Annotated in this window: 19 protein-coding genes and 1 tRNA gene; 7 read left to right on the forward strand and 13 right to left on the reverse strand. The window is 67.8% G+C overall.

All coding sequences use genetic code 11. The features are described from left to right. Positions 1-30: 30 nt before the first annotated feature. Both B0F77_RS46990 and B0F77_RS09130 read right to left on the reverse strand, forming a co-directional pair. Positions 31-510: a hypothetical protein gene (locus B0F77_RS46990; RefSeq protein WP_143466644.1), complete on the reverse strand. Its 480-nt coding sequence runs from the start codon at positions 508-510 to the stop codon at positions 31-33. Between the two features lie 554 nt (positions 511-1,064). Next, positions 1,065-2,771 carry a zinc-ribbon domain-containing protein gene (locus B0F77_RS09130; protein WP_086662476.1) on the reverse strand — a complete coding sequence of 569 codons (1,707 nt, stop codon included), beginning with the start codon at positions 2,769-2,771 and terminating at the stop codon, positions 1,065-1,067. 228 nt (positions 2,772-2,999) lie between these two features. Here B0F77_RS09130 and B0F77_RS09135 point away from each other — a divergent pair, with 228 nt between their 5' ends. Continuing rightward, complete coding sequence (locus tag B0F77_RS09135) at positions 3,000-4,964, forward strand: NB-ARC domain-containing protein (protein WP_086662360.1); 1,965 nt, start codon at positions 3,000-3,002, stop codon at positions 4,962-4,964. On the opposite strand, the gene B0F77_RS09140 is transcribed toward B0F77_RS09135, so the two are convergent. Continuing rightward, entirely contained in the window at positions 4,888-6,585 is a 1,698-nt protein-coding gene (locus B0F77_RS09140) for a hypothetical protein (protein WP_086662361.1), read from the reverse strand. The two genes, B0F77_RS09135 and B0F77_RS09140, sit on opposite strands and share 77 nt — an antisense overlap. 142 nt (positions 6,586-6,727) lie before the next feature. Between B0F77_RS09140 and B0F77_RS09145 the strand changes: the two genes are divergently transcribed. Both B0F77_RS09145 and B0F77_RS09150 read left to right on the forward strand, forming a co-directional pair. Next, entirely contained in the window at positions 6,728-7,171 is a 444-nt protein-coding gene (locus B0F77_RS09145) for a hypothetical protein (protein ID WP_086662362.1), read from the forward strand. Positions 7,172-7,470: 299 nt separating this feature from the next. Then, positions 7,471-9,321, forward strand: a complete 1,851-nt coding sequence (locus tag B0F77_RS09150) for an NB-ARC domain-containing protein (RefSeq protein ID WP_245847907.1) — start codon at positions 7,471-7,473, stop codon at positions 9,319-9,321. On the opposite strand, the gene B0F77_RS09155 is transcribed toward B0F77_RS09150, so the two are convergent. Next, positions 9,255-10,685, reverse strand: a complete 1,431-nt coding sequence (locus B0F77_RS09155) for a hypothetical protein (protein ID WP_143466647.1) — start codon at positions 10,683-10,685, stop codon at positions 9,255-9,257. The genes B0F77_RS09150 and B0F77_RS09155 overlap by 67 nt on opposite strands. A gap of 66 nt (positions 10,686-10,751) precedes the next feature. On the opposite strand from B0F77_RS09155, the gene B0F77_RS47000 reads away from it, so the two are divergent. Further along, positions 10,752-11,213 carry a hypothetical protein gene (locus tag B0F77_RS47000; protein WP_143466648.1) on the forward strand — a complete coding sequence of 154 codons (462 nt, stop codon included), beginning with the start codon at positions 10,752-10,754 and terminating at the stop codon, positions 11,211-11,213. A gap of 550 nt (positions 11,214-11,763) precedes the next feature. Here the strand turns inward: B0F77_RS47000 and B0F77_RS09160 are convergent. The 7 genes from B0F77_RS09160 to B0F77_RS09195 form a co-directional block, all read right to left on the reverse strand. Then, the gene (locus B0F77_RS09160) at positions 11,764-12,210 is read right to left on the reverse strand and encodes a hypothetical protein (RefSeq protein ID WP_086662365.1); all 447 of its coding nucleotides are present in this window, start codon (positions 12,208-12,210) and stop codon (positions 11,764-11,766) included. Between the two features lie 189 nt (positions 12,211-12,399). Beyond that, positions 12,400-12,801 (reverse strand): YbaB/EbfC family nucleoid-associated protein, encoded by a 402-nt coding sequence (locus B0F77_RS09165; RefSeq protein WP_086662366.1) that lies wholly within the window; start codon positions 12,799-12,801, stop codon positions 12,400-12,402. Between the two features lie 7 nt (positions 12,802-12,808). After that, a complete protein-coding gene (locus B0F77_RS09170; RefSeq protein WP_086662367.1) occupies positions 12,809-13,255 on the reverse strand; it encodes a hypothetical protein in 447 nt (148 codons plus the stop codon). Continuing rightward, positions 13,252-14,181: a lipase family protein gene (locus B0F77_RS09175; RefSeq protein WP_143466649.1), complete on the reverse strand. Its 930-nt coding sequence runs from the start codon at positions 14,179-14,181 to the stop codon at positions 13,252-13,254. Before B0F77_RS09175 ends, B0F77_RS09170 begins: the two co-directional genes overlap by 4 nt. Before the next feature lie 221 nt (positions 14,182-14,402). After that, a tRNA-Pro gene (locus B0F77_RS09185) sits at positions 14,403-14,476 on the reverse strand. A 182-nt stretch (positions 14,477-14,658) separates the two neighbouring features. After that, positions 14,659-15,774, reverse strand: coding sequence for a sensor histidine kinase (locus B0F77_RS09190; RefSeq protein WP_245847908.1), 1,116 nt, complete (start codon positions 15,772-15,774; stop codon positions 14,659-14,661). Then, on the reverse strand, positions 15,768-16,400 hold the full coding sequence (locus tag B0F77_RS09195) for a response regulator (RefSeq protein WP_169730906.1): 633 nt from the start codon (positions 16,398-16,400) through the stop codon (positions 15,768-15,770). The genes B0F77_RS09190 and B0F77_RS09195 overlap by 7 nt, the downstream gene beginning before the upstream one ends. A 114-nt stretch (positions 16,401-16,514) precedes the next feature. Between B0F77_RS09195 and B0F77_RS09200 the strand changes: the two genes are divergently transcribed. The 3 genes from B0F77_RS09200 to B0F77_RS48945 are packed head-to-tail and all read left to right on the forward strand — an operon-like array spanning position 16,515 to position 19,418. Next, positions 16,515-17,012, forward strand: a complete 498-nt coding sequence (locus B0F77_RS09200) for a hypothetical protein (protein WP_086662370.1) — start codon at positions 16,515-16,517, stop codon at positions 17,010-17,012. After that, the gene (locus B0F77_RS09205) at positions 17,009-17,992 is read left to right on the forward strand and encodes a hypothetical protein (RefSeq protein WP_086662371.1); all 984 of its coding nucleotides are present in this window, start codon (positions 17,009-17,011) and stop codon (positions 17,990-17,992) included. The genes B0F77_RS09200 and B0F77_RS09205 overlap by 4 nt, the downstream gene beginning before the upstream one ends. Positions 17,993-18,029: 37 nt before the next feature. Then, positions 18,030-19,418, forward strand: coding sequence for a toll/interleukin-1 receptor domain-containing protein (locus B0F77_RS48945; protein WP_086662372.1), 1,389 nt, complete (start codon positions 18,030-18,032; stop codon positions 19,416-19,418). 3 nt (positions 19,419-19,421) lie between these two features. Here B0F77_RS48945 and B0F77_RS09215 read toward each other — a convergent pair whose 3' ends face one another. Beyond that, positions 19,422-22,049, reverse strand: a complete 2,628-nt coding sequence (locus B0F77_RS09215) for a PKD domain-containing protein (RefSeq protein WP_086662373.1) — start codon at positions 22,047-22,049, stop codon at positions 19,422-19,424. A 19-nt stretch (positions 22,050-22,068) separates the two neighbouring features. Then, complete coding sequence (locus tag B0F77_RS09220; RefSeq protein WP_086662374.1) at positions 22,069-24,651, reverse strand: PKD domain-containing protein; 2,583 nt, start codon at positions 24,649-24,651, stop codon at positions 22,069-22,071. Positions 24,652-24,659 lie beyond the last annotated feature (8 nt).

A 24,659-nucleotide genomic window follows, 5' to 3' on the forward strand; every position in this document is an offset into this window, starting at 1 on the left:
CGGACAACGGACTCAAACTCGGCTCCAAGATCACGCGACGTGCCGCAGCGCAATGCTCTTGCCGGAACCCGGATGCCCCTCCAGCAGGATCAACCGCTCGGTGCTGGTGCGCAACGCCTTGGACAATGACCCGACCCGGCGCAGCGAGTCGGTCCTGCGCCCGGAGAACCACCGGCGCCGCTGGCCGCCCTCGAGTTCGACCTCGGCCTCGAGCTCCGCGTACTTCTCGTCCTGCCAGTCCTCCTGGCTTGCCAGCTCGTCCAGCAATGTGCACAGGTGACGTGCGAATAGCTCCTGCCGAGACACCCTGCTCTTCTCGTCCGCGTCGCCTTGGCGCAACAAGAACGACAGCACGAGCGCGACCGCGGCTAGCAGGGCACCAGCAATGCTGGCGCGCTGGTCACCGATCTCGAGACCGTCGGCCGCGAGGTACCAGCCAAGGCTGAGCACACCCAGTCCCGCGCCACCCCACCAGCTGATGCGGACCAACCATCTGCGGTGTTTCCGCACTCTGCCTCCAGCCATCGGAACTCGCGGAGACCATCGCGGCAACATTCGTGGCGTTACGACATTCCACCCCACTTCGACCGCAGATCCAGAGCAGGAATCGGAGATGCCGAACAGACTGTCCGCTGCCGCGCCGCCACAGTCGAGGCACTCGTAGTTGACGGGTTCGTCGCCGTCGGCGTCACCGAGCGGGAGCAGGGATCGCATACCGGCGGCCTGCAGCAGTTGCTCCTGCCTCGCCACCGGCCACCACTGCGTGACCGCGCCGAGTCGTCGGTTCCGGGGACCGAGCTCGAACCACTTGCACATCTGGCAGGTCCACCCGCCGCGCCGCAGCATCGCCAGCGATACGTCCACAACCGCTGCGCACGGGTTGTGTCGTGTTCGAAAGCGGGCGTGTGCGTGATCTCCGAGCTGAACGATCGTCGCATCGCAGGCCTCTGCCATTGTGGTGAGGCATTGGTCGCAGAAGCCCACCGCACGTCTGAGCCGAGGCCACCGCGACTCCCGTCCGCAGTCAGGAGCGGCGCAAGTCCCGTTCGCGTTGCCATCGACCATCACAGAAGCCGAGTCCAGCTGTGGATTTCCGCCATGACCACGTGTGGTCTCGGGGCTGTCGAGTAGACCCGGATTTCCCGGTAGCAGGGGTGATTGATCGTCAACGCCGGCAGGTCGTCCTCACGTAACCGCACGACGACGTAGCCCGCGGCCAGCAGATCCTGGCTCTTGCGCTGGTCGACGAGAAGCTTGGCGGGGGCCGCGTGCCAGTAGGCGCCGTCATATTCGATCACCACCGTGCGTCCGTCAACGGAGACGCTGATGTCCGCGCTCCACGAGTCGCGTGACGTGAACCGCTTGTCTCGCAGGACCACACCCGAGCGAGCAGTGCCGAACAGGTCTTTCGCTGCTTCGAAGTGGTCCAGCTCGACCCGGGACTTGCCGGTCTCACGGCATTCCGGGCACTCCGCGCCGTCCGACCGAGCCGAGAGAGGCGCTTCCCAGACATGCGCCGGATTCGTGGCGCAGATCCACTTCGGGACGAAGGCGGTTTTCGCGTGCGGCCGCACCTGCCACGCGCTGACAGGGTTGGCCGGACTCCACTCGGCGGCCAAGCCGGGGTCGTGCCAGGCCATCGATCCGAGAATTGTTTTGCAACGCGGGCAGCGCAGGCGTTTGTACTTGTCCCTGTCGCGCACCGACTCCTGCCACTCGTGTTCGCAGCAGTCGGTGCGCCACCACACGGTGCGCTTCGAGTCCCACACCACGGTCTGAGGCGTCAGCTTGCCGTTGAGGCTCGGGTGCCACTGCGAGGCGATCTCCGGCAGCGTGTCGGCCAGCCAGCGTTTGTCCGCCTTGGTGGCGTGACAGTGCGGGCAGCCGTTCTGGAGATACGTCAGCGGGCTGATGCGCGGGTGGTGACCGTTCGGGCACCTGAACCGTCCGACGCTGCCGCCGGCCACCATCACTGCGCTGGGGTCGAGGTCGTCAGCCCAGGCCGCGGCCAACTCGGGTACGGCGGAGACAGGGGTGACGGTCAACCTGTCGTATTCCACCTGCCACTTCGACCTTCGCTGGGCAGAGCAGCTGGGACAGGACGGCGTGGTGGCCATGTCGTTGACCTTCGCCATGAAGGACTGACCGCAATCCGGGCAGATCCAGTGACAGGTTCGTGTCGCGCGCACTGTGGCGGTCTGCAACGTCGACACGTCGTTGTGCTCGTGATCCCACCACTGGAGAGCGGGAGAACCGGATTCGATCAGCAGCTCGCGGCCGGGCCGCTTGGACGCCGGATTTGCTGACCGGGTGTTGGTGCTGCACCGACACCCGAACCCGACATCGGACATCTGCCTGACGCTGATGTGACCGCAGGCCTGGAACCGCGCGACGACCGGGTCGTAACCGCCTTTGACCGTGGTGACGAAGTCGTAGCCGTGTTCGTTCAGGTGCGCAGTAGCCCGGTCCGCTGACCAGAGCTCGGTCCATGCCCGATCACGCGGCTCTGGCCGCCAGCAACACGCCCGGCACGTCTTCTCATCGATCTTGTTCTTGTCCACCACGTACTCGAACTTGTAGTGCGCCTCCACGCCGCACTCAAGACATCGGGTCAACCACCACGCCGACGGCTTGCTGAACGGCTCGACGGCCTCGAGCCCGCCGATGCGCAGGATCTCCGCGATGCACGCCTCACACCACGCGGGCCTGGTCCTCGACCTGAACGCCGCCGGGTTCGCACAGCCCGCGGTCGAGCACTCCTGAATCACCACACCAACCCCCCAGTCAGTCCTGCCGACCATGATCGCAGCCCAGTGCGAGCCGTTGTCGCGCGACCACCACACGCAGCAGGACGCTTCCGATGGATGCCGCGAGATCGTGCTCGGGCGTTACTGTGGCCGTTCTGATGATGTTGCTCAGGGGAGGGCAAAGTGGGGAGCGTCGTAGTCGGTCCGCGTCGTGCTCGTCCGTTTCTGAACCGTGTCGGCGCACGGACGGAAATGAGCCGGTTGCTGGACGAGCGGCGGGCGGAGGGACGTCCCTGCCTGGTGTACCTGCACGGCCCGGACGGCATCGGACGTACGAGCCTGGCCAGTGAGTTCTTCCACGAGCACCGGTCGGCGTTCGACGACGCCTACATCGAGGTGGCTGCTCGACAGCCTGACGGCAAGCTGGTCCAGCAGGGCGAGATGCTCGGGCAGGCGCTGCGAGGTCTGGGTGTGGCCGACGCGGATCTGGCCAGTTCGGACGCTGCCCGTGCGGAGGCGTTTCAGCGGCTGTCCGCGGGTAAGCGGTTCCTGATGCTGATCACGGACGTGGCGAGTGCGGAACAGGTCACGAGGCTGATCCCCACCTCCTCGCCGGAGGCCGCGGTGGTGGTGACGGCTCGGGTGATGTTGCGTGAGTTGTTCCAGCACGACTTCGCGGATGTGTCGTTGAGCAGGTTGCCGCGTGCGGAGTCGAGGGACCTGCTCGTGGCCTGCATGGGGCCGGGTGCGGCCGAGTTGCCTGCCGAGGTCATCGACGAGCTGACCGAGATCTGCGACGGCTTCCCGTTGTTGATCCGGATCCTGGGTGCGCAACTCGTGAGGCGGCCTCAGCGCGCCGTGGAACGGTATCTCCGGGAACTGCGGGCCTCGGATGAGGCGCTGCTGGCCATGGACCATTCGCAGCGCGTGACGAGGTTCCTGAACGCCACCTTCAGCCTGGTGCGTGATCTGCAGCTCGCACTCCGCCGCCTGGCGCTGCTGCCCGGACCGAAGTTCGGGATCGACGCTGCGGCGGTGGCGCTGGACGTCGACCGCGATCGGGCCGAACAGGTGCTCGACGAGTTGTCCGATCTCAACCTGCTGGTCCATGACACTGATCGGGACAGGTACTCGTTCTACCGGGTCGTGCGCGCGCACGCTCTTCGTCTCGCACAGGAGGTTGACGGTCCCGAGGTCGTGAGGCCGGCGGTCGAGAGGATCACGACGTGGTATCTCCGCGAGGCGATCCCACGTGACGCGGCACTGGCGAACCGGTGGCGGGTCGGTCCCGAGTTCGACAGGTACGTCACGACCAATCCGGCCCCGCTTCCGCGGAAGGACGCCACGGCCTGGTTCGACGTCGAATGGGCCTCGGTCGTTGCCTGCGTGCGCGCCGCGCACGAGCAGAACCTGCATGACATCGCATGGCAGCTCTGTGTCGCGGTCTTCAAGTACCTGCACCTGCACGGGCACGTCGACGTGTGGCTCGACAGCCACCAGCTCGGAGTCCGTTCCGCGGAGGCGAGCGGGAACGTGACGGGTCTGATGCAGGTCACGTCGCAAAGGGGCTCCGCACATCTCGCCGCCGGGAACACGGCGCTCGCGCGGCAGGACTTCGAGGTCTCGCTGCGTGCTGCCGTCGAGGCCGGGCACCGGCACGGCGAGCAGAGCGCGTGGGAGTGGCTCGGCAAGACCGCCGCCGCGGAGCGCGACATGGAGACGGCGTTCCGCTGCTTCGACGAGTCCGAGGCGGTCGTCGAACGGTCCGGGCAGGCAATCCCGGAACAGCAACGGATCCGGATGCGGGCGCTGTTGACCCTGCACCGCGCGAGGGCATGGGTGAAGCTTCAGAGCTGGGACCGCGCAGCGAGCCTGGCGGCCACGGCGATCGAGCACTTCGAGTCGGCCCACGAGACGGACAACCACGCCAAGTGCCTGCTCGTACTGGGGGATGCTGCCCTCGGCACCGGTAACCCCGCCGAAGCCGCTCAGCACTACAACCAGGCTGCCAGGCTGTTCTCCGGCGACCAGACCGCTCGTGCCGAGGCCGGCGCCTTGCGACAACTCGGCGCTGCCTTGCGGGCCGGCCGTGACTTCCGGGGCGCCGCCGAGGCCCTCCGGTCGGCGATGGAGCTGTACATCACGCTGGGGGACGCCGAGGCGGATGGGGTGAACGCTCTGCTGAAGGAGGTCGAGGAGGAAGGTTCGGGCGGCTGAGCGCTACCTCGATCTGACGGCCGCCGATCCGCAGCGTCACCCTGTCGGGTAGTGCCTCCCACGTGCGGCCGGTGGAGAGCCAGGCGTAGATCGCGGACGCGCAAGCGAGGGATTCGTCCACATCAGACAGACCTTGCGCGACAACGCCTTTGTCGCGGTGCACGACTTCATTGCCCGTGATGACCAACCTGCAGGTCGGCCGGCGAGTGAACGTCTCGCTGGCCTCGCGCAGATCCTCGAGCATCACGATGGCCGCATTGCCGTGCAGATCTCGGCGGGGATGAGCCTGCTCCACCACCAGATGCCGGTCGATGGTGTTCGGAGGCTGTTCGTCACGGGCGTCGACGTCCGCGGGCCACCTCGTCACCTCGGCGTCATGGTCGCCGTGCCACTGTGCGGTGACCCACCACGCGGCGACCGGCATCCGCTCGGGCAGCAGTGCGTGCGCGGCATAGCGCGGGACCAATGGTGCTCGTGTCGGCTCGGGGAGCGCCATGAGGTCGTAGAAGGCTTTCCTCAAGACGGCAGCCGATGAGCCAGGTAGCGAGGTCGCGAGTTCACGCACCTTCGCGAACTGGCCGGCTGCGGCGTCCGCAAGCGCGGCGTCGAACTGCGGGAGGAATGCCGATGCGGGGTCGAGTCGCCTCGCAGTGCGTCCCAGTTCGTCCATCGCGGACCCCTCGGCGATCTGGTCCTCAGGGAACGAAGCCAGCAGCGTCGCCCGTCCCACGCACGCCGCGTATCCGGTCACCGCGCCGAAATCGCCGATCACCACGTCGGCGGCCAGCACCGCCTGCTGCCAGCCCTCCGCGGGAGGAATCAGCCGCAGGCCTGCGCGCAGGCAGTCGCCGAGCCACAGCCTGATCTGCGCGGGTCCGTGCGCGTACCACGTGTTCGGGTGGAGTACGGCGGCCACGACATGTCGGTCACTCGGCAGTTCCGCCAGCACGTGGGCGATGAGGTGCGGGTTGCGCCCCAACAGGGAATCCGGTCCCCAGGTCGACGAAACCACCACGACCGTCATGTCGTCGTCCGCGCCCAGCGCGCCTCGGTACTCGCGGCGTCGCGGTTCGCTCACCGCCATCCGGTCGAAGCACGGATCGCCCGCCACCACTGAGGATCCCAGCGCTTCGGGAACCGCATCGGCCAGGCGGGCGTACTGCTCGTCGTGCGACAACACCACCGCGCGAGGCACTACCGCACCGTCCCGCACCAGCCATTCGCGCGACAGGCCGTAGACGGAGCGGTTTCCGGTTTCCGGTTTCCGGTTTCCGGTTTCCGGTTTCCGGTTTCCGGTTTCCGGTTTCCCGGGTGAATGCTTAGTGTAGCCAATTCCGTGCGAAAGAATTGCGAGCGGTGCGTTGATGTCGTGCAGATTCCCACTATTGTGTACCGACAGTGCAAGGTCGAACTCGGTCACGGTCACCTGATCCCACGGCATGATCAGCGCGCCCATCGATGCGAGGTGTTCCTCCACGCCGTTGGTCACCGCAGAAGCCTGCGGGCACGTGTAGACGATCTGCACCCGCTGATCGCTGTCGAACACCGGAAGGATGTCGGCCAGGCGGTTGAGAGCCGTCACGGTGTGGGCGACGGCCAGCACCGAGCGCTCGGCGGCCACCGTCCGCCACCTGGGACCGTGAGGTCCGAGCGGCACCTTCAGCCACCGGCTTGACGACACAATCCACTCCCGCAGGTACTCAACTCCAGCTCACCGTACCTGGCATCCGACGACGTGATCACGGAATCGGTACGGTGCTGACGTGACTCCGATCTGGGTGACGATGCTCGTGGCCGTGCTGAGTGTCTTCGGTGCGCTTGGCGCCCAGTGGCTCAACACGATGCGTGCCTTCCGCCTCGCCGAAATCGAACGACGCGCCAAGCGCGAGGAACGCCACCAGCAGAACCGTGAAGACACCTATGCGAAGTTCCTGGTCGCGGCACGAGCCCTGCGTCCTGCCCTGCGTTCCGGCACCAGCGAAGCGGCATTGGTCGCGCTCCGCGACGCTGCGGCGTACATCGAGCTGAACGCTCCCGAACTCGCAGACGGGGCGCTCACAGCTGTGCTCGACTCGGCTGAGCGGTGGGCCGAGCTCGTGTTGAGCAATCCGGCGACGGCTCCCGTGGTCAAAGAGGCCGACGAGGAGTTTCACCAGGCTGTCCGCGTCATGCGCGATCTCATGCGGAACGACCTCGCCAGGGCGTGATCACAACGCGTGCCGCCGTCGTCACGCGACCGATAAGCTGACCGGATCGATCTTTGCCGGAGCGTGGGAGGCGCGGCATGGCGGGCGAGCCCGACGTGACGAACATGGTGGACGGGTCGGCGGGCAACGTCGTTCAGGCCGGCTCCGTCGGTGAGATCCACTTCCACGGTTCGCAGAAGCAGATGCCGCGGCCGCGCCAGCTGCCCGGAGCGATCACGAAGCTGGTCAACCAGAAGCGGACACTCCGTGCACTCGACGAGGCATTGGACGCGGTGAGCGCCGAGGGCCCGGTGATCAGAGTGCTGCGCGGCCAGCGCGGTAGCGGGAAGACGACAGTCGCCGTGCATTGGCTGCACCGCCGCGCGGATCATTTCCCCGACGGGCAGCTCTACGCGAACCTCGGTGCGTGGACCGATCAGGTGAGCGCGCCGAGCGAGGTGCTGGCCGGATTCCTGGGCGCACTCGGGGTTGACCGAGCGCAGATTCCCGCGGACCTCGAGGCGCGGCACAACATGTTCCGGTCACTGACCCACGGCAGGTCTTTTCAGGTGATGCTCGACGATGCGGTGACGCCCGCCCAGGTGCGCGCGCTGCTACCGGGCAAAGGCGCCTCGCTGGTCGTGGTCACGGGTCACGGGGCGTTCGGCACCCTGTTGCAGAACAACGCTGCTTTTGTGGACGTCGAGCCGCTCGAGGCAGAGATGGCAGTAGAACTGCTTCGCGTCTTCGTGGGGGACCGCGTTGACGACGAAATTTCTGCTCGTGATGCCCTGGTCGCCATGTGCGCAGGCTTGCCAGCCGCGTTGTGTGTGGTGGGCGTGCTGCTTGCCGAGTCACCGGACATGCCACTGGCGGAACTGCTGGACGAACTGAAGGACCCGGCGACAGGAATCACGCGTGTGAGCGTGGGCGGCGAGCCGTCGCTGGGCACCGTGTTCGATGCCGGATACCGCAGGCTCAGCCGCCTCGGACAGCGCTGCTACCGAGCGATGGGCCTTCATCCGTACGCCGACGACCTGTCCGTGGCAGTGCTGGTGACCGCGTTGGGGGTCGAGGAGGCGGAGTTGCGTCCGGTGATCCGTGAACTTCGGGACATGCGCACGATCGATCAACCTCGCGCCGGCAGACTGACCGTTCACAAGCTCGTGCACGAGCACGCGCGGCTGGTCGCCGACACCGTCGATGACGCGGCGCACCGTTTTGCCGCTACCCGGTCGATGGTCGGGTGGTATGTGACGGGTGCCGTCACGGCAGCCACTGGATTGTTGCCACCGCGGTCATGGCGTGCCGAGTTCCTCCCGGAATCCCTTGTGGACAGCACGCATCCCGCTTCGGTCGATCCCGGCGCGTGGCTGCGAGCCGAGCGGGTGAACCTGCGTGCGGCGGTGAGCGTCGCGTTCGAACTCGGTGAGCTCGACTCGGTCTTGCGGTTGTGTGTCTCGCAGTGGTGGTTGTTCCTGGCAGAGAAGTACGCCGATGACCTGGTGGCCACCCATGCGCTCGGCCTTCGTGCCGCAGACCACCTGCACGCTGATCGGGAGAAAGCGCTCCTGCTGGTGCAGCGGGGCTTCGCGTATCGCAGCCTCGGCCGGTTCCGCGATGCGGTCGACTCGTGTACCGCGGCGATCAGGCTCGCGGAGACGGCGGGCGGCGTGGAACTGGTTGCCACGGCGCTGGAAGGTGCCGGCCTCGCCGCGTTCGACGGCGGCGATCTCACTCAAGCGGTGTTGTGGTTGAGGCGCAACCTGGAGCTGGCGGAAGCGACCCGCGATCCACGACGTATCGCCTTGGCGTGTCTGCACGGTGCCAAGCCCGAAGCGGCCGAGCAGGCGCTGGTGTTGCTGGAGCGAGCCTACGAAGGGTTCCGGTCGCTACCTGTGCCTGAGCCGCAGAACTTGGCGAAAGTGTTGCTGTGGCAAGGACGGAAGCACGGCAGCGAAGGCGGTCCGCGGCTGCGGGAAGCACTCGCCCTGGTGACTGAACACAAGCACCAGGCCGACCGAGCGGAGATCCTGGAAGCACTGGCGCAGCTCGAAACCGACCGCGATGCTGCCATCGAGCTGTACCGCGAAGCGTTGACGATCTACGAGGAGCGCGGGCTGCTCCATTCCGCGCTGGCGTCCCGGCAAAGGCTGGCCGAGCTGGCTTGATCTGCTTGCAGGTGAACGAGAGCGGGAAAGTCGGTGACGTTACGACCTTCCCGCAACCACGCCAGCACGACGACCGACCAGACCCTGCCGTCACCGCCTGTCGACGTGAACTCCACGAACCCGGCGTCCCGCGTACCCACCACCCAGGTGGTTCGGTTGACGGGCATGGTTGCGAGTACAGCACCGGGAAACGCGTCGAGAGTGTCGGCGATCCAGCCATGTGCGTCGCCCGGCTGGTCGTGCACCACGATGTCGGCCAGCTCCAACTGAGCCGAGCAGGGTTCGTCGGTGCTGACCATCAATCCCGCGCCCGCCGGCAACGGCGCCACATCAGCGGCATACCGCACGACGGCAGCAGACAACTGATCATCGGAATTCCGCAGGTCCGCCCGCACGATCTCGGCGACCGGAGGTCGCAGCGACAGCTCGGGCACGGGAACGACGCGGGTGACGGCAGGAGTTTCGGGCTCCGGCAGGTCGAGCAGGCGGTAGAACTCCGCGCGCAGCAACCGTGCCGCATCTCCTGGCACCGACGTCGTGAACCTGGTGATTTCCTCGTGGGTCCGGCCGCGCTCGATCGTGGCGCGCACCTGCTCGCGCAGCGGCCGATGAGGGTCGAGCCGGTCCGCCGCGGCAATGAACATGCCGACCGGAGACGCGGGGTCGACGGCGTTTTCCGGCCACGCTGTCAGCAACGTCGGCTTGCCCAAGGCGGCTCCGTAGAACGTCACCGAGCCGTGGTCACCGATCACCAGGTCGGATGCGATCAATCCTGCGCGCCAGCCCTCCTCCGGAGGAACCAGTACCACCCCACGACGACGGCAGTCGTCGAGCCACATCTCGATCTGCCAAGGCGAGTGGTGCGCCCAGATGTTGGGGTGCAGGGCAACCGCGACGGTGAACTCGTCCAGCGGCAATTCGTCGCGCAGATCGCGCACCAATTTCGGCGCGGTGCCGTACAGCGACTCCGGACCCCAGGTCGACGAGACGAACACGAGCTGTTGTCCCGGCTGCAGACCGAACGCGTCGCGATACGTTCGGCGCAGCGGCATGCTTGCGAGCATCCGGTCAAAACACGGGTCACCCGCGACAACGGCCACGTCCAGCGCGGCAGGACAGGACTGTCTCAGCCGCTCGATCTGCTCGTCGTGCGAGAACACCAGCGATGAGGCGATCGGCACGCCCTCTGACAGCAACCACTCAGGCGCCAGACCGAATACCCGGTTTCCGGTTTCCGGTTCAAGTATTTGTTGTAGCCCATTCCGTGGGGCAGAATTACGATAGGGCTGTCCAGCTCGTGAAGGGGGCCGCCGTGACTTGTCGATATCGCGAGATCGACCTGACGCTCCGCGAGCTCCGACCATCCGACCTGGCGCACTCGGTTCCTGTCGAGATGCGGGTCGACATCCATCGCGAACGGGGATGACCCCGTGCAGGCGAAGATCACCTCGACACGATGGTCTGTTGCAAGCAAGGGCAGCACGTCGAAGAGCCGGGTCGCGGAGGTGACGTTGTGGACCACGCCGAGCACGGTTCGCTCAGATTGCCGCGTTGGCCACACACGATCGACGGCTGCATCAGGGACGGCCGTCGGCCGCGCGGTCAACACGATCGACGATCATAACTACCCCTCCTCCGAATGGGCGGCCGATCGGGAGTGCGCGTCGTCACCTGCGATCGACGGAAGGGAGGTGCATTTTCAGGCGCGAGAACAGGAAGACCTTCGTCGCGGGGCGGCCGTCAACGAGGTTTCGATCTGGCCTCAGGCGCTGCGGAAGGCCGACTCGAAGTGTGTGACCACGTCCTGTCCTGTTCGTGTCGAGATTGAACTTACCCAGCCGGAGTCGAAGGCGGCTGTTCGACGGACACGGGGTTGGCGCCAGGGCGCGTGAGGGTCGCGGGCGCTGCGGGCGAAGTAAGGGCCGGCCAGGAAGGCGGGGATTTCGATGCCGCTGGCCTGGACCAGCGGCATCAGCTGACTGGCCCGCCGCTGTAGAGACTCCGCGCGGACTTGGTCGGGTGAGCATCGTAGCTCCACATAGGATCACGAACAGCGTTCTGGTCACGCTCACCGCCCCGCGGATGTTCGAGTTCACGGGCTGGTCCATTCTCCACATGGTTCCAAGCGATTCCGTGCCGATCGACGGTGATCGCTACTGGTCGAGAGGCGTTACCGCTGACCACATCCAAAAACGGTCTCACGAGGACCAAATCCGCTCACGCCGAAACCCGAAAAGTGTGCGCGCCCCCTGGCCGGTTGCTGACGGCCGCGTGCCGCATTCTCACCAGGATTGATCTACTCATCGCAAATGCGTGCTAGCAGAACTTGGTTTCGAAAAATAGCCGTCTTCAGTTTTGCGGCAGAACCCAGCCGCGTTGCGTTGCAGCTCGGCCATATTAGCCTCGAAGTCGGCCAGCCACTCATCAGGCGTCATCGTCCGCTCACTTCGTCGTCGGTCTCGGCCCGTACTTCTCCAGACCGACTTTCGGCGACACGCCAATATCGCCGTGGCCGATCGACTTGGACAGGCCCACTTCACCCTTTGCCGGCGGGTTGTCCGAGGAGTAGACGACGTACTGAAACGACATGTGGTCCTCCCGGTCGTACGCCGTGCTCAGCCAGTAGTCGCGGTTCGCGATGTCCTCCAGCCTTTCCCAGACCTCGGCCGTGAACGACTCCGCGCGGACGATGACATCGAGATCGATCTGCTGTCCCGAGTCGATGCCGTGCACGTAGACGTAACTCGCGTCGACTACCTCAGCCTGCGCCTTCCAGTCCTCCACGATCTTCTTGCAGAGCTCGTCCACGTCCTCGTAGTACTGCACGAAGAGATTGCAACCGGACAGCAGCCCGACCAGCAGCACAACCAGGCCCACGACACCGGTCACACGCCTTACCGCGCTCACTCCGCTCCCTCCCGTTTCACGTGACGGGTCGACGTCAACCCGGTTCGCCTCCAGTAAGGGTTTCGCGGCCGCGAAACCTCCGAGCGGGTGGATCAGAACTCTGATCGATCGTGGTTCCGAAGTGACCGTCGTGCGGTTCGCGGTAGTACTGGGACGTCCGCTGTGCAACCGCTACGGTCGCCGGTAGATCGAGTTATCACTGAAGTCGTCGTCCTCGACCGGCCTCGGCATAGGCTTCCGCGGTTCAGGAGTACCGAACGCAGGTACCGACACGTCGGTGTCGAGCTGTCCTGCCTGTCCGCCGACCGCGTTCCGGAACTCGCCGAGCACGTTGGCCGCGGCGCCTTCCCTCGCCTGCCGCACCAACTCCATCAGTTTCGCGGCGAGCTCCGGGTTCTGCACGATCTTGAGATCAAGCAGGGCGCCGTTCGGCGCCACCGTCACAGTCAGCGCCTTGTCCTCGGAGGTAACGGTCTGCCCAGCAGCCTCCAAGTGGCGGCGGAACGCGACCGCGTTGCGCTGCAGTTCCGCGGCCTTGGCCTCAAAATCGGCCAGCCATTCGTCCGGAGTCATCGTCCATTCACCTCGTCGGCCTCGGCCCGTACTTCTCCAACCCGACTTCCTTGGAAACACCGAGCCCGGCACGGTGTATCGCCGTATCAGGCCCTGATTGAGTCGGCGGAGGGTTGTCCGAGGAATAAGCGGCGAACCGCAAAGGCATGCTGCCGCGGTCGTAGGCGGTGCTCTGCCAGTAGTCACGGCTCCCGATGTCCTTCAGCTTGTCGATGAGCTCGTCCGAGACCGACTCAGCACGGATGACAACCTCGAAGTCCAGCTGCTGCCCCGAGTCGATGCCATGCTGGTAGCGGTAGCTGGCGTCGGTGACTTCGGGCAACTCCTTCCAGTCCGCCACGATCTTCTTGCCGAGGTCGTCGACGTCCTCGTAGTACTGCACGACGCTGTTGCACCCGGTCAGCAGCCCGACCAGGAGCACGACCAGAGCCGCCGCCCTCGTGGCCGCACTCATTTCACGCCTTCCCTCGACACTCGATAACGCAGCAACTGCGACTCATCGCTACCTTGAGTGAATGCGCCAGTGCTGTCCATGAACCGCCGCACCGATGGATCCGGTCCCTCGTCCAGCTGCTTGGCCACGGCGACGTAGTTCTGATCGACTCGAGGCTTGTTCGGATCATTCTCGTCGTACCGGTAGCCGCCAATGCTGTGGTTGTCGCCGAAGTTTCCGGTCTGGTTGTCGAAGGTGACCGTCGTGCGGTTATCAGTGTTCGGGTTGTCGGTGGCATCGAGGTGCGGAACGATGTCGCCCTTGTTCTCCAGCGACAGCATCTGCACATTGTCGGGAATGTCGATCCGGCCCACCGGGGAACCGGCGGTGACCACGTGCGTCACGTTGTACCCACCCGAGACGAGGTCGTTGGTCGACTGGGCGGCCACGATGCCGCCCTGGCTGTGGCCGACCAGCATCACGGGGACACCGCTACCCTGTGCACCGGCCTCATGCAGTGCCTTCTCGATGCCTTGCTGAAGCACGGTTCGGTTGCCCGCCATCGCGTCGATGTTGACACCGGAGTCGTTGGCGCTCTTGGGATCCCACGGTGCGTTCCAGTCCTTGGTGCCGGGAATGTCCACCACATAGCCCGTCACCTTGCCGCTGGCGTCCTTGATGACTCGCACATCGATGTTGCTCTGGTCGCCGTCGTCACGTGGCCTGTTGCGTTCATCGAGGCCCAGCATGATGTCGCGCAAGCTGTGCGGGCCGGTGTCCGGCAGAGGATCGAAAGAGGTGACGACCGCCGTGCCGTCCGCGTACGTCGCGGCCAGCAGGTCCAACGTGGTAGCCAGGTCGACAGGCAGCTTCGTGTCGGTCCTGTCTGCGTCTGGTGTGAAGATTGAGGACATCGCTCGACTGGTCGGCCACAGCAGCACAAACATCACGGAGACGGTCTACCGGCACCAAATCCGGCCCGTCCTGCTGGAGGCAGCGACAGCGATGGACGACCTGTTCCCGCTCGCTGGCTAGGCCGTAGTCACTCAATTAGTCACTCAGGTCCACAAATGGCCCTCGGCAAGATCACGAGCATGATCGAACCGCTGACATGCGAAAAGCCCTCTGATCAGGCGTTATGCCACGATCAGAGGGCCTTTCTAGACCGTCGGGACGACAGGATTTGAACCTGCGACCCCTTGACCCCCAGTCAAGTGCGCTACCAAACTGCGCCACGTCCCGGCCACACTTCCGGTCTCCCGGCGTGCAGAAAGAATCCTACAGCACCCCGGACGGAGATCAAAAACGGCCCCTCGCACAGCGGTCTAGCTGCGGAAACTCGGGAAATACGGCGGGGACCCGGCGTACGGGTCCCCGCGTCCCTCGGTCCGACCGATCCCCCGATCCTCGACCGACAGCTAGAACTATGCGTTGGCCGAGGATCGGGCACCACCTCCGAAAGTCGAGTCTTGTCCGTCAACCTTCGACTTACCGGGCGGTAGGACGGCGGACACGCTGAAGCCGCCGTCCGCGCGGTACGAGGTGGTCAGGGTGCCGCCGGCCAGGCGGACTCGTTCGGACAGGCCGTGCAGGCCGGCGCCGCCTCCGTCACCCAGGGGTGGGAGCTCGGCCGGGCCGTTCACGACCGACACCCGGACTGGGGAGGTTCGGTCGACGGTCACCGTCACGGTGGCGCCTGGGGCGTGTTTTGTCACATTGGTCAGGGCTTCTTGGACTACGCGGAACAACGCCCTGGAGACCGCGGGGGAGAGGGCTGTGTCGCCCGTTTCCGACAGGGTTACGGACACGCCTGCGACGCGGGCGCGGTCGATCAGTTCCTGCAGGGACGGGTAGGAGGTGTCGGAGTTCAGCAGGCCCAGGGCGGCGCGCATTTCTGCCAGGGATTCCTTTGCCAGGGCCCGTAGACGCAACGCTGTTTCGCGTACGGAGGGGTCTGGGGCGGTTGCGGCCAGGGCGGCGGACTCGACGGCGATCAGGGTGGCGTGATGGCCCACGGCGTCGTGGATTTCGCGGGCGATTCTGGCTCGTTCCGCGGCTCTGGCTGAGGTTTCTTGGGCTTCCAGTTCGGCGGCTCGGGCTCGGCGGGCCTCGTAGAGCGACTGGGTCAGTTCCTTGCGGGTGGTGACTAGGGCGCCGAGTGCGGTGGGGGCGGCGGCCAGGCCGAAGACGAAGGCGGTGGTCAGGAGCAGGGGGCCGAGTGGGATGGACTCGGTCAGCAGGACCGGGGCTACCGCGGCGACCGTCATGAGGAGCACCCAGAAGACCTGGACCGGAATGGACTTCTCCTTGCGCCCCAAGTGGTACTGGGCCACCAGGGCGGGGGCCCAGCCCAGGCCGCCGGCGATGGCCGGGATGCAGAGCAGGGAGGCGAGCCACGGCCAGCGCAGGCGGACGGACAGCAGCAAGGAGGCGCCCACGGCGGTCCAGAGGGACCACGGGAACGGGCGGTCCTGGGTCAGCAGGACGACGCCGGTGGTGATGCCGACGGTGAGGATTTCGCGGTAGAGCGGCTTCACCACACACCGACCTGGTGCGCGACGAGAGCCGCCTGCACCCGATTTTCCACGCCCAGCTTGGTCAGGACGGTGGAGACGTAGCTCTTCACGGTCGCCTCGGACAGGCAGAGTTCCTCGGCGATCGAGTGGTTCGAACGGCCGCCGGCCACCAGTTCCAGCACCTGGCGTTCGCGCGCTGAGAGGGAGTCCAGTTGCCGGTTGGCGCGGAAGCCGCGCAGGCGGGGGAGCAGGCGGGCGGTGATGCGCGGGTCCAGGACGGCGCCGCCGGCCGCGAGATCGACCACGGCGCGGACCAGGGTGTCGGGTTCGGCGTCCTTCAACAGGAAGCCCTGTGCGCCCAGGTCCAGGGCGGTGGCCACGTAGTCGTCGAGGTCGAACGTGGTCAGCACGGCGATGGCGGGCGGGGTGGCCCACTGGCGCAGGCGGCGGACCGCTTCCAGGCCGTCCACGCCGGGCATCTGCACGTCCACCAGCACCACGTCCGGTAGATGGGCCAGCACTTCGTCGACCAGTTCAGCGCCGTCGGCCGCCTCGCCGACCACCTCAACCCGTCCGTCGGCCTCCAGGAGGACCTTCAGACCCCGCCGCAGCAGGGCCTCGTCATCGGCTAGCACCACTCGTACGGCCACTACTCCAACCAACCGCACCCCATGCCAAAGGGCAACCAGATCACCCGTGCGCGCGCCCGATGCCCGGTTCGTTCGGGCTGTAACGCTCTGTGCGGCCGGGTGGATGAACGTGCCATGGATCTGGTCACCGTCGAGGGCAACCAAGTCAGGTTCAGCGAGGCGGTGTCGCGGGTCGCCGACTCGCTGGGCCCGCTCGGTCCCGCCGCCCAGTGCGTCGCCGAGTCGTACGCGCTGGCCACCGAGATCGACCGGGTCGGGCAGGCGCGGGGCTCGCACGACCGGGAGATCAAGCTGGCGGTGCTGGACCAGCGCCGCCGGGAGTCCTCCGCGACGTTGCGCAGCATGCAGAAGGAGCTGGGCCGCGCCGACAAGAGTGCGGTGGCGTTGCGGGAGTGCATGGTCAACATGCAGCGCGCGACCGTGAAGCCGGGGCTGGAGCTCGCCGAACGCCGCGCGTACATCGACCTGACCCGGCACTTCACCACGATGCTCGTTCAGCACCACACGGAGCTCACCGGCGGCGTCGCGAACGTCATCGACAAGGTGCTCAACGGGTCCGGCGCGACCGCTCTCGCACCCAAGCGGAACACGAGCCGCGGCCGGCGCCGGTGAGTCGCAACCGTGGCGGCCGCGGAGGCTGCGCGCTCGCGTTTCTCGCGCTGTTCTTCGGGATGCCGCTGGCGATGGTGCTGGTGTCACCGGCGATCGCGGCGCGCATCGTGGCCGACGGCCTGCCCGAACACGCCGCCTACCTGTCGGAATGGTTGTGGGGCGCGGCCGTCTCGGTGCCGCTGGGCGTGCTGTCGTCCCGGTTCGCGTTGAAGAGGAACGGTCGCGTTCGCCGGGCGGCGCCGTTGCGGCGGTGGCTGGGGCTGCTGGTGCGGGGCCTCACGCTGCTCGCCGTCATGAACGTGTTCGTGTTCGTCACGAAGAAGCCGGCCGTTCCCGGTGAACACGTCATCGACGACGGCATGGGGCTCTTCGTCAACGCGGCGCTGATCGGCGCCGCCGTCCTCGTCGCGATGAGGTTGTGGGACCGTCGCGCGCGTCGCGTCACCGTCGAGGAAGTGCGCGCGGCGGCCGCGGAGGCCGACCGGACGGTGAAACGCGTCCGGGCCCAGAACGAGCGAGTGCGCCGCCAGGCCGAACAGGTGCGGGCGCGCCTGGTGACGCTCCAGGCCCGGTCCGACGTGGAGTTCCACGGCCTGCGCGTCTTCCATCGCGAGTCCTACCAGTGCGCCGACACCGCGCACATCGCCTACCACTCCGCGCAGACGTCGTTGCACATGATGTCGAGCCTGGTCCGCCGGGCCCGGCGCGCGCCGCACCAACTGGTCGCGAGCAGGAAGGCGCGAGCCGAGATGCACGCCGCCGCGACCCATCTGGCCCGGTCCCAGGGGGAACTGCGGGAGCAGGTCGACCAGGGGCTGAGCATGGTGCGCACGTTGAACGCCAACACCTCCGAACTCAAGCACGAGATCCGCGACAGCTGCGGCCGGCCGGGGCGGGAGTGGTTCGAGGCGCTGGAGGAACGCATCGAGCAGGCCCGTGAGGAACGCCGGGTTGGAAACCGCGTTGGCGGTGGTCAGTAATCTCCACGCAGAGCCTCACCATGAGAGGGTTTGGGCGATGCCTGGCGTGTTCGTCAACTACCGCACCGGTGACGGTGAGTGGGCCGCTGCCCTGGTCAAGCGGGAGTTGAGCGCGCGCTTCGGAGCTGACCAGGTCTTCTACGCCAGCCAGTCGATCCGTCTGGGCGAGGACTTCTCCCGCGAGATCCTGAGCGGGCTGCGCCGGTGCGAGGTGTTGCTGGCGCTCATCGGACCCCGTTGGGTGCACGCGGTCGACCGCGAGGGCGTGCGCAGGCTCGACAAGCCCGACGACTGGGTGCGTCGCGAGATCACCGAGGCCTTCCAGTGCGGGCTGCGGGTGATCCCGGTGTTGATGGACGGCATCGACCCGCTCACCGAGGCGGACCTGCCGGACGTGTTGAAGCGCCTTGCCCGGTGCCAGTACCTGCGGATTCACCACCGCAGCGACGACCTCGACCTGCCGCGGCTGGTCGACGAGCTGGTCGAGCTGGTGCCCGAACTGGTCGCCGCCAGGCCTGCCGCGCCGGTCCAGCGTCCGGACCGGCCGGCCGAGGGCGAGCTGCGGAGCACCGTCACCGAGTTCCGGCAGGCGCTGGCCGAGCCGGTGGGGCAGACGGTGCACGAGCGCGTGCAGGCCTCGGCCTCGGCGGTGCTCGAACTGCTGACGGAATCGCGCTACCCCACCTCCGGGCATCTGGACGAGAGTGATCTGCCTGCCGCGCTGGAGAAGCGGCTCACGGGCTACGAACACGACATGGCGCCGTTGCTGCGGCTGGTCGCCATCGGCGTGCGGTCCGGCGACCGGCGCCACGACGAGCTGTGGACCGCTCTCGTCGAACGCTTCCTGCGCCCCGAGTCGTGGCACCGCGGCGCCCAGGACGTGTGGGTCAACGCTTCGGCGTACCCGGCGTTGCTGCTGACCTACGTGATCGGCGTCGCGGGCGTGGCCGCGGGTCGCGAAGATCTGCTGCACCGGCTGTTGTGCCGTACCGCGGCCACCGGTGCCGACGGACGGTCGACGCTCGTGTTGCGGGCGCTGGCTTTGCGCAACGTGGTCGACCCGCGGCACGCAGCGGCGCTTCCCGCGTGGGGCGGTACGCCTCCTCATCAGGCCTTGAGTGTGCAACTGCGGCAGGTGCTCAGCCGCGTGTTCTTCAACGTCGTCGACGGCGCCGCGTTCGAGTGGGCGTTCGCGGACTACGAATTCCTGCGCAGCCTGCTCGAACTGCACGACGCGCCGTTCTCGTCGCTTGGCGAGTTCGCCGTGCGGCTCGAGCACGACGACTCCGTCATCTACCAACGCAACGCGGCGCGGTTGGACGCCGACTCGGCACTGCTGCGCGCGGGGGCGTTCGGTGGTGAACCCGGCCAGGTCGCGGCGGCCTGGCGCGAGCTGCGCCAGGCCACCCGAGCCCGCTACTCGTAGCCGTCACTCGGGGGCCGAGTCCAGCAGGACCACGCTGAAGCCGTCACCGACGGAGACGGCTCGCGCGCCGGAGCCGTACTGGGGTGGTACTGACGCCTCGCCGCTGGCGTTGTGACCCCACCCGATGACCGACCCGTCCGCCTTCAGGGCCAGGACGTGCCGATCCCTCGCATCGATCGCGACGACGCCGCTCTTCGCCGAGTCCGGTACGTCCGGCGTTCCCCATCTCGGGTTGCCCCAGCCGAAGACCGAGCCGTTCGTCCTCAACACGAAGGAACATTCGAACCCCGCGGCAACGGCCTGCACACCGCCAACGGTCGCCTCGGCCGGTATCGACTGCTCGCCCGCGCGGTTCTCACTGCCCCAGGCGAGGACGGAACCGTCCGACTTCACCGCCAAGGTGTGCGCGGTACCGGTCACGATCGACCTGACACCGCTGCTCGCCGCCGGCGGCGGTATCGACCTCCCCTCGTCCTCGTTGCCCCAGCCGATGACGGACCCGTTCGCTGTCAGCACCTGGCTGTACGCCGTTCCGGCGGCGATCGCGATCACGTCACGGGGGGCGGAAGGCGGGGCCGACGCCTCGCCGTTGTCGTTGAAGCCCCAGCCGATGACGGTCCCGTCCGCCTTCAGCGCCAGGCTGTACGCACCCCCGGCGGAGATCGCGACGACGCCGCTGGACGCCTCCGGAGGTACTGCTGTCTGCGCGTAGTCGTTGGCCCCCCAGGCGAGGACGGAGCCGTCCGACTTCAGCGCCAGGACGTGGTGGAATCCCGCGTCGATCGCGATCACCCCGCTCGCGGCACCTGCCGGAACCTCCAGCGCACCGTGGGTGTTGGAACCCCAGGCCTTCACCGCACCCTGCGCGACGGTGACCTGTCGTGAGGACTGCGCGGTCCGGATCCCCTTGGTGATGGTGAGTGAGACGGTGTACACGCCCGGCGTGCGGAAGGAGTGGTCGAACTCGGAGGTTCGCGCGGTGACCTCCGGAGCCGGCGCGCCCGGTTTGGTGACGGTCCAGGTCCAGCTGTCCGGCTCCGCGGTGGTGTCGGCGCTGAAGTGCACCGACTCACCGATCACGGGCTTCGGCCGTCGGACGACGAGCTGCGCTATGGACGGAGGCGCGTTCGCCGCATCCACGGTGATCGTGGTCTCCGCGCGCGTCTTCGCCCCGGTGCCGAGGACGGCCTCGGCGCGGACGGTGAACAGGCCCGGCTGGTGCCAGCGGTGGTGGACGGTGGTGCCGGTCGCCTCGGTCCCGTCGCCGAATGCCCAGCGGACCGTGGCGGGACCGGGCTGTCGCAGTGCCATCGTCAGCTCGAACTCGGTCCCGGCCTCACCGCGGTTGCCGGGACTGACCGAGATGGAGGCCGCGGGGGTCGGTGCCGGTGGTGGCGGGTTCGGCTGTGACGTCCGCTTCGGTTGCCAGGGAAGTCCCACACCGGGTGGCAGGTCGCGCTGACCGGCTGTCGCCACCTGATCCGTCTGGACACCGGGAACAGGGGTGGGCGGTACGTCGCCCTCAAGCCCTCCGGTGTACTTGGTGATCGTCCGGACGTCTCCGGCGAGGTTCAGCACGCCGGCGATGTTCCCGTTGGGGTCGTTGAAGAAGACGATGCCGTCGCGAACGACGATCTCGAACCGGGTCGGCCGGCCGAAGAGTTCGTGCTCGGCGACGACTCGCGCGGTGGCGAGGTCGACGACGACGGCCCGTCCGGTGGAGTGGTCGGGGACGACGGCGTAGGCGCCGATCTCCAGCGGCGTTCCCAGTTCGGCGCCCGGCGCGGAGATCCGCACGGGAGCGGAACAGGAGCCGGTGTCGAACGTGCACGTGATCAGCTCACCGCGGGTGCTGGACGCGATCAGCAGTCTCGGCCGATCGGCGGAACCACCCACGAGCACGGTGTGGTCGTCCTTCAGACCGGTCTCGACGGAACGGGTGACGGCGCCGGTCTCCGGAGAGAGCAGCTCGGCCGTGCCTCGCCCAGGATCGACGATGGCCGGCCGGTCTCCGGTGATCGCGAGGCGGGCGGTCCCGGTCGCGGCCGGACGCGTCCGCCGCTCGGCGCCGCTCAGCCAGACCAGGTCACCGGTCTTCTCGTCGATCGCCCACAACCGGCCGTGGCTGTCCACCGCGAGGTCCTCCGGCCTGATCGACTCGGCCAGCCGGACCGGTTCGCCCCGTGCCTCCAGCGTGCCGGCGTCGACCGAGGTGACCAGTCCACTGTGGACGTCGGCGCCGTAGATCACGTCTGGCGCGGCTTTCAGCACGGTCACTGTGTTCCTGGGCAGGGAAACAGGCGCCCGGGAGACCTTCAGGGTGGCGCTGTCGACACGGCTCAGCGCACCGGTCAGCTGGTTCAGGACCAAGGCCGCGTCGCCGTGCTGGGCGATGCTCAGCGGGCCGGGCGACTCACCGAGCGGCACCTTGGCGGCCACCTCGGCGGAGGCGCCGTCGACCAGCGTCGCCTCGCCGGTCAGGTTGGACGCGAGCCACGCCGTGCCGGAGTGCATCCGCATCCGCGCGGAGTGGTAGCCCGGCTCGGCCACGAGCACGACCGCGACGGACGCGGTTGCGGCGACCACCGCGATCAGCAGCTGTGCGCGCCTCGTCAGCGGTGTCACCGGCATCGGCCCCCATTCTCCTGTCTCACAACAGAACCATGCTGTAGCGCGCGCCGGCGGCGACGGCGAGCACGCCGGTGCTGTACTCGGGAGGCACAGCCGGCCCGCCGTTTCCGCCCCAGCCGATCACCGAGCCGTCCGCCTTCAACGCCAGCACGTGCCTCTCCAAGCTGACGGCGACGACGCCGCTCATCGCGTTGCCCGGTACCGGGAGCACCTGATCACGGCTGCTGCCCCAGCCGATGACCGAGCCGTCGGACTTCACCGCCATGCCGACGTACCACCCCGCCGCGATCGCGACCACACCGCTCCCGGGCCCCACCGGTACTGGCGGCACGTTCGGTTCGGCACGCCCCCAGAGAACGACGGAGCCGTCCGCCTTCAACGCCATGCTGTGCAGCCTCCCGGCGGCGATCGCGGTGACGCCGCTCATCGCCTCCGGCGGCACCCTGGACTGATAGCTCCCGTTGCCGCCCCAGGCGACCACCGAGCCGTCCTTGCGCAACGCCAGACTGTGGTCGTGACCGGCGGCGATCGCGATGACGTCGTGCTCGGCAGACAGTGGCACGTCGGTTTGCGACGCGTCGTTGGCACCCCAGGCGACCACGGAGCCATCGGCCTTCAACGCCAGGCTGTGGAAGGTGCCGGCGGAGATCGCGATGACCCCCGAGGTGGCCCGTTGAGGCACCACGGCCTGTCCGCGTTCGTCGCTGCCCCAGCCGATCACGGAGCCGTCCGACTTCAACGCCAGGCAGTGCATGGCGCCGGCCGCGATCGCGACGACCCCGCTTCCCGCTGACGACGGCACCGCCGTCTGACCGTGGGTGTCCGTGCCCCAGGCTTTGACCGCGCCTCTCGCGACGGTGAAATGTCCGGTGGAACTAGTCGTCCGCGCGCCCTTGGTGACGGTGAGCGTGACGGTGTAGGTGCCCGGAGTGCCGAAGGCGTGCCTGAACTCGGGCGCCTGCGAGGTGACCTCGGGCGTCGACCTGCCTGGCTTGGTCACGGTCCACGCCCAGCTGTCCGGCTGCCCCGTCGAGGTGGCGCTGAAGCGGACCGACTCGCCGACCACGGGCTTGGGTCGCTGGACGGTGAGCGCGGTGATGCGGGGCGGCGCCTCCGGCAGTTCGACCGTCACCACGGCCTCCGCCAACACCCTCGCTCCGGTGGCGAAGTCGGCGGTCGCTTGGACGGTGAAGACGCCCGGCTGCCGCCAGCGATGGCGGATGGTCGTGCCGGACAGCTCGGTGCCGTCACCGAGCCGCCACCGCGCGTTCCACCCGCCCGCCGGCGACCGGAGCACGACGGTCAGCTCGAACTCTTCCCCGACCACGCCGTGGCTGTCCGGGCTGATCGCGATGGACGCCCCGGAGGCGGGCAACGGGGGCGCCGGGCTGGTCGTGGCGGGCTGGACGGCCGGCCGGGCGATCCCCAGTCCCGGCGGCTGTACGCGCTGACCGGTCTTCGGCACCTGAATCGCCAGCGCGCGGGGGTCCGGTGTCGGCGGCGCCTCGGCGTCGGCGGGTCCGTCCGCGTACTTGACGATCGTCCGCACGCCACCCGTGAGGTCCAGCACTCCGGCGGTGTCCCCGTTGGGGTCGTTGAAGAAGACGATGCCGTCGCGGGTGAACAGCTCGAACCGGGTCGGCCGGGCGAAGAGCTCGCGCTGGGCGACGACCCGTGCGGTGGCGAGGTCGACGACGGTGGCCTGCCCGGTGGAGTGGTCGGGGACGACCGCGTGGTTGTCGATCTCGACCGGGTTCCCGAACTCGGCGCCGGGCGTGCCGACCCGCACGGGCTCGGCGCAGGTGCCGGTGTCGAACGTGCAGGTGATCAGCTCGCCGCGGGTGCTGTTCGCGATGAGCACCCGTGACCGTTCGGTAGAGCCGATGACGGTCACGGCGTCGTTCGGCCGCAGGCCCACCGGCGAACTCCGCACGACAGCACCGGATTCGGGGGAGAGCAGGTCGACCCTGCCGTGCTCGGGATCCACCACCACCGGCTGGTCCAAGGTGATCGCCAGGCGGCCGTGCTCGCCGGCGGCCGAACTCCTGCGCCGCTCACCCTCTGCCAGCCAGACGAGGTCGCCGGCCTCGTCGAGCGCCCACAGCCGACCGCGGCCGTCCACCACGACATCGTCCGGCTTGACGGCCCTGGCCAGCCGCCGGGATTCGCCTCGCGACGCGAGGGTGTTCAGGTCGGCCGAGGCGATCGTTCCACTGTGGACGTCGAGCACGTGCAGTGCGTCCGGCGCGGGTTTCACGATGAGCCCGTCGCTCGCGGGCAGCACGGACACCGGTCGTGACGCCTGTTCGGCGGCGCTGTCGACGCGGCTCAGCCGGCCGGTCCGCTGGTTCAGCGCGTAGGCGGTGCTGCCCTGCTGGACGACGCTCAGCGCGGTACCCGGCTCGGCGACCTGCACCTTGGTCCTCACCTCGGCGGTCGCACCGTCCATCAGCGTGAGCTGTCCGGTGTGGACGGAGGCCAGCCAGATCCCCCCGGAGTGCATGCGCACCCGCGCGGCGTCATATCCCGGCCCCGCCACGAGAACGGCAGCGGCGGCCACGGTCGCGGCGACGGCCAGCGCGGTCAGCGTTCTCGGCGTCATCCGTTGCC

Source organism: Lentzea kentuckyensis (assembly GCF_002150765.1).
Lineage (GTDB): Bacteria > Actinomycetota > Actinomycetes > Mycobacteriales > Pseudonocardiaceae > Lentzea > Lentzea kentuckyensis.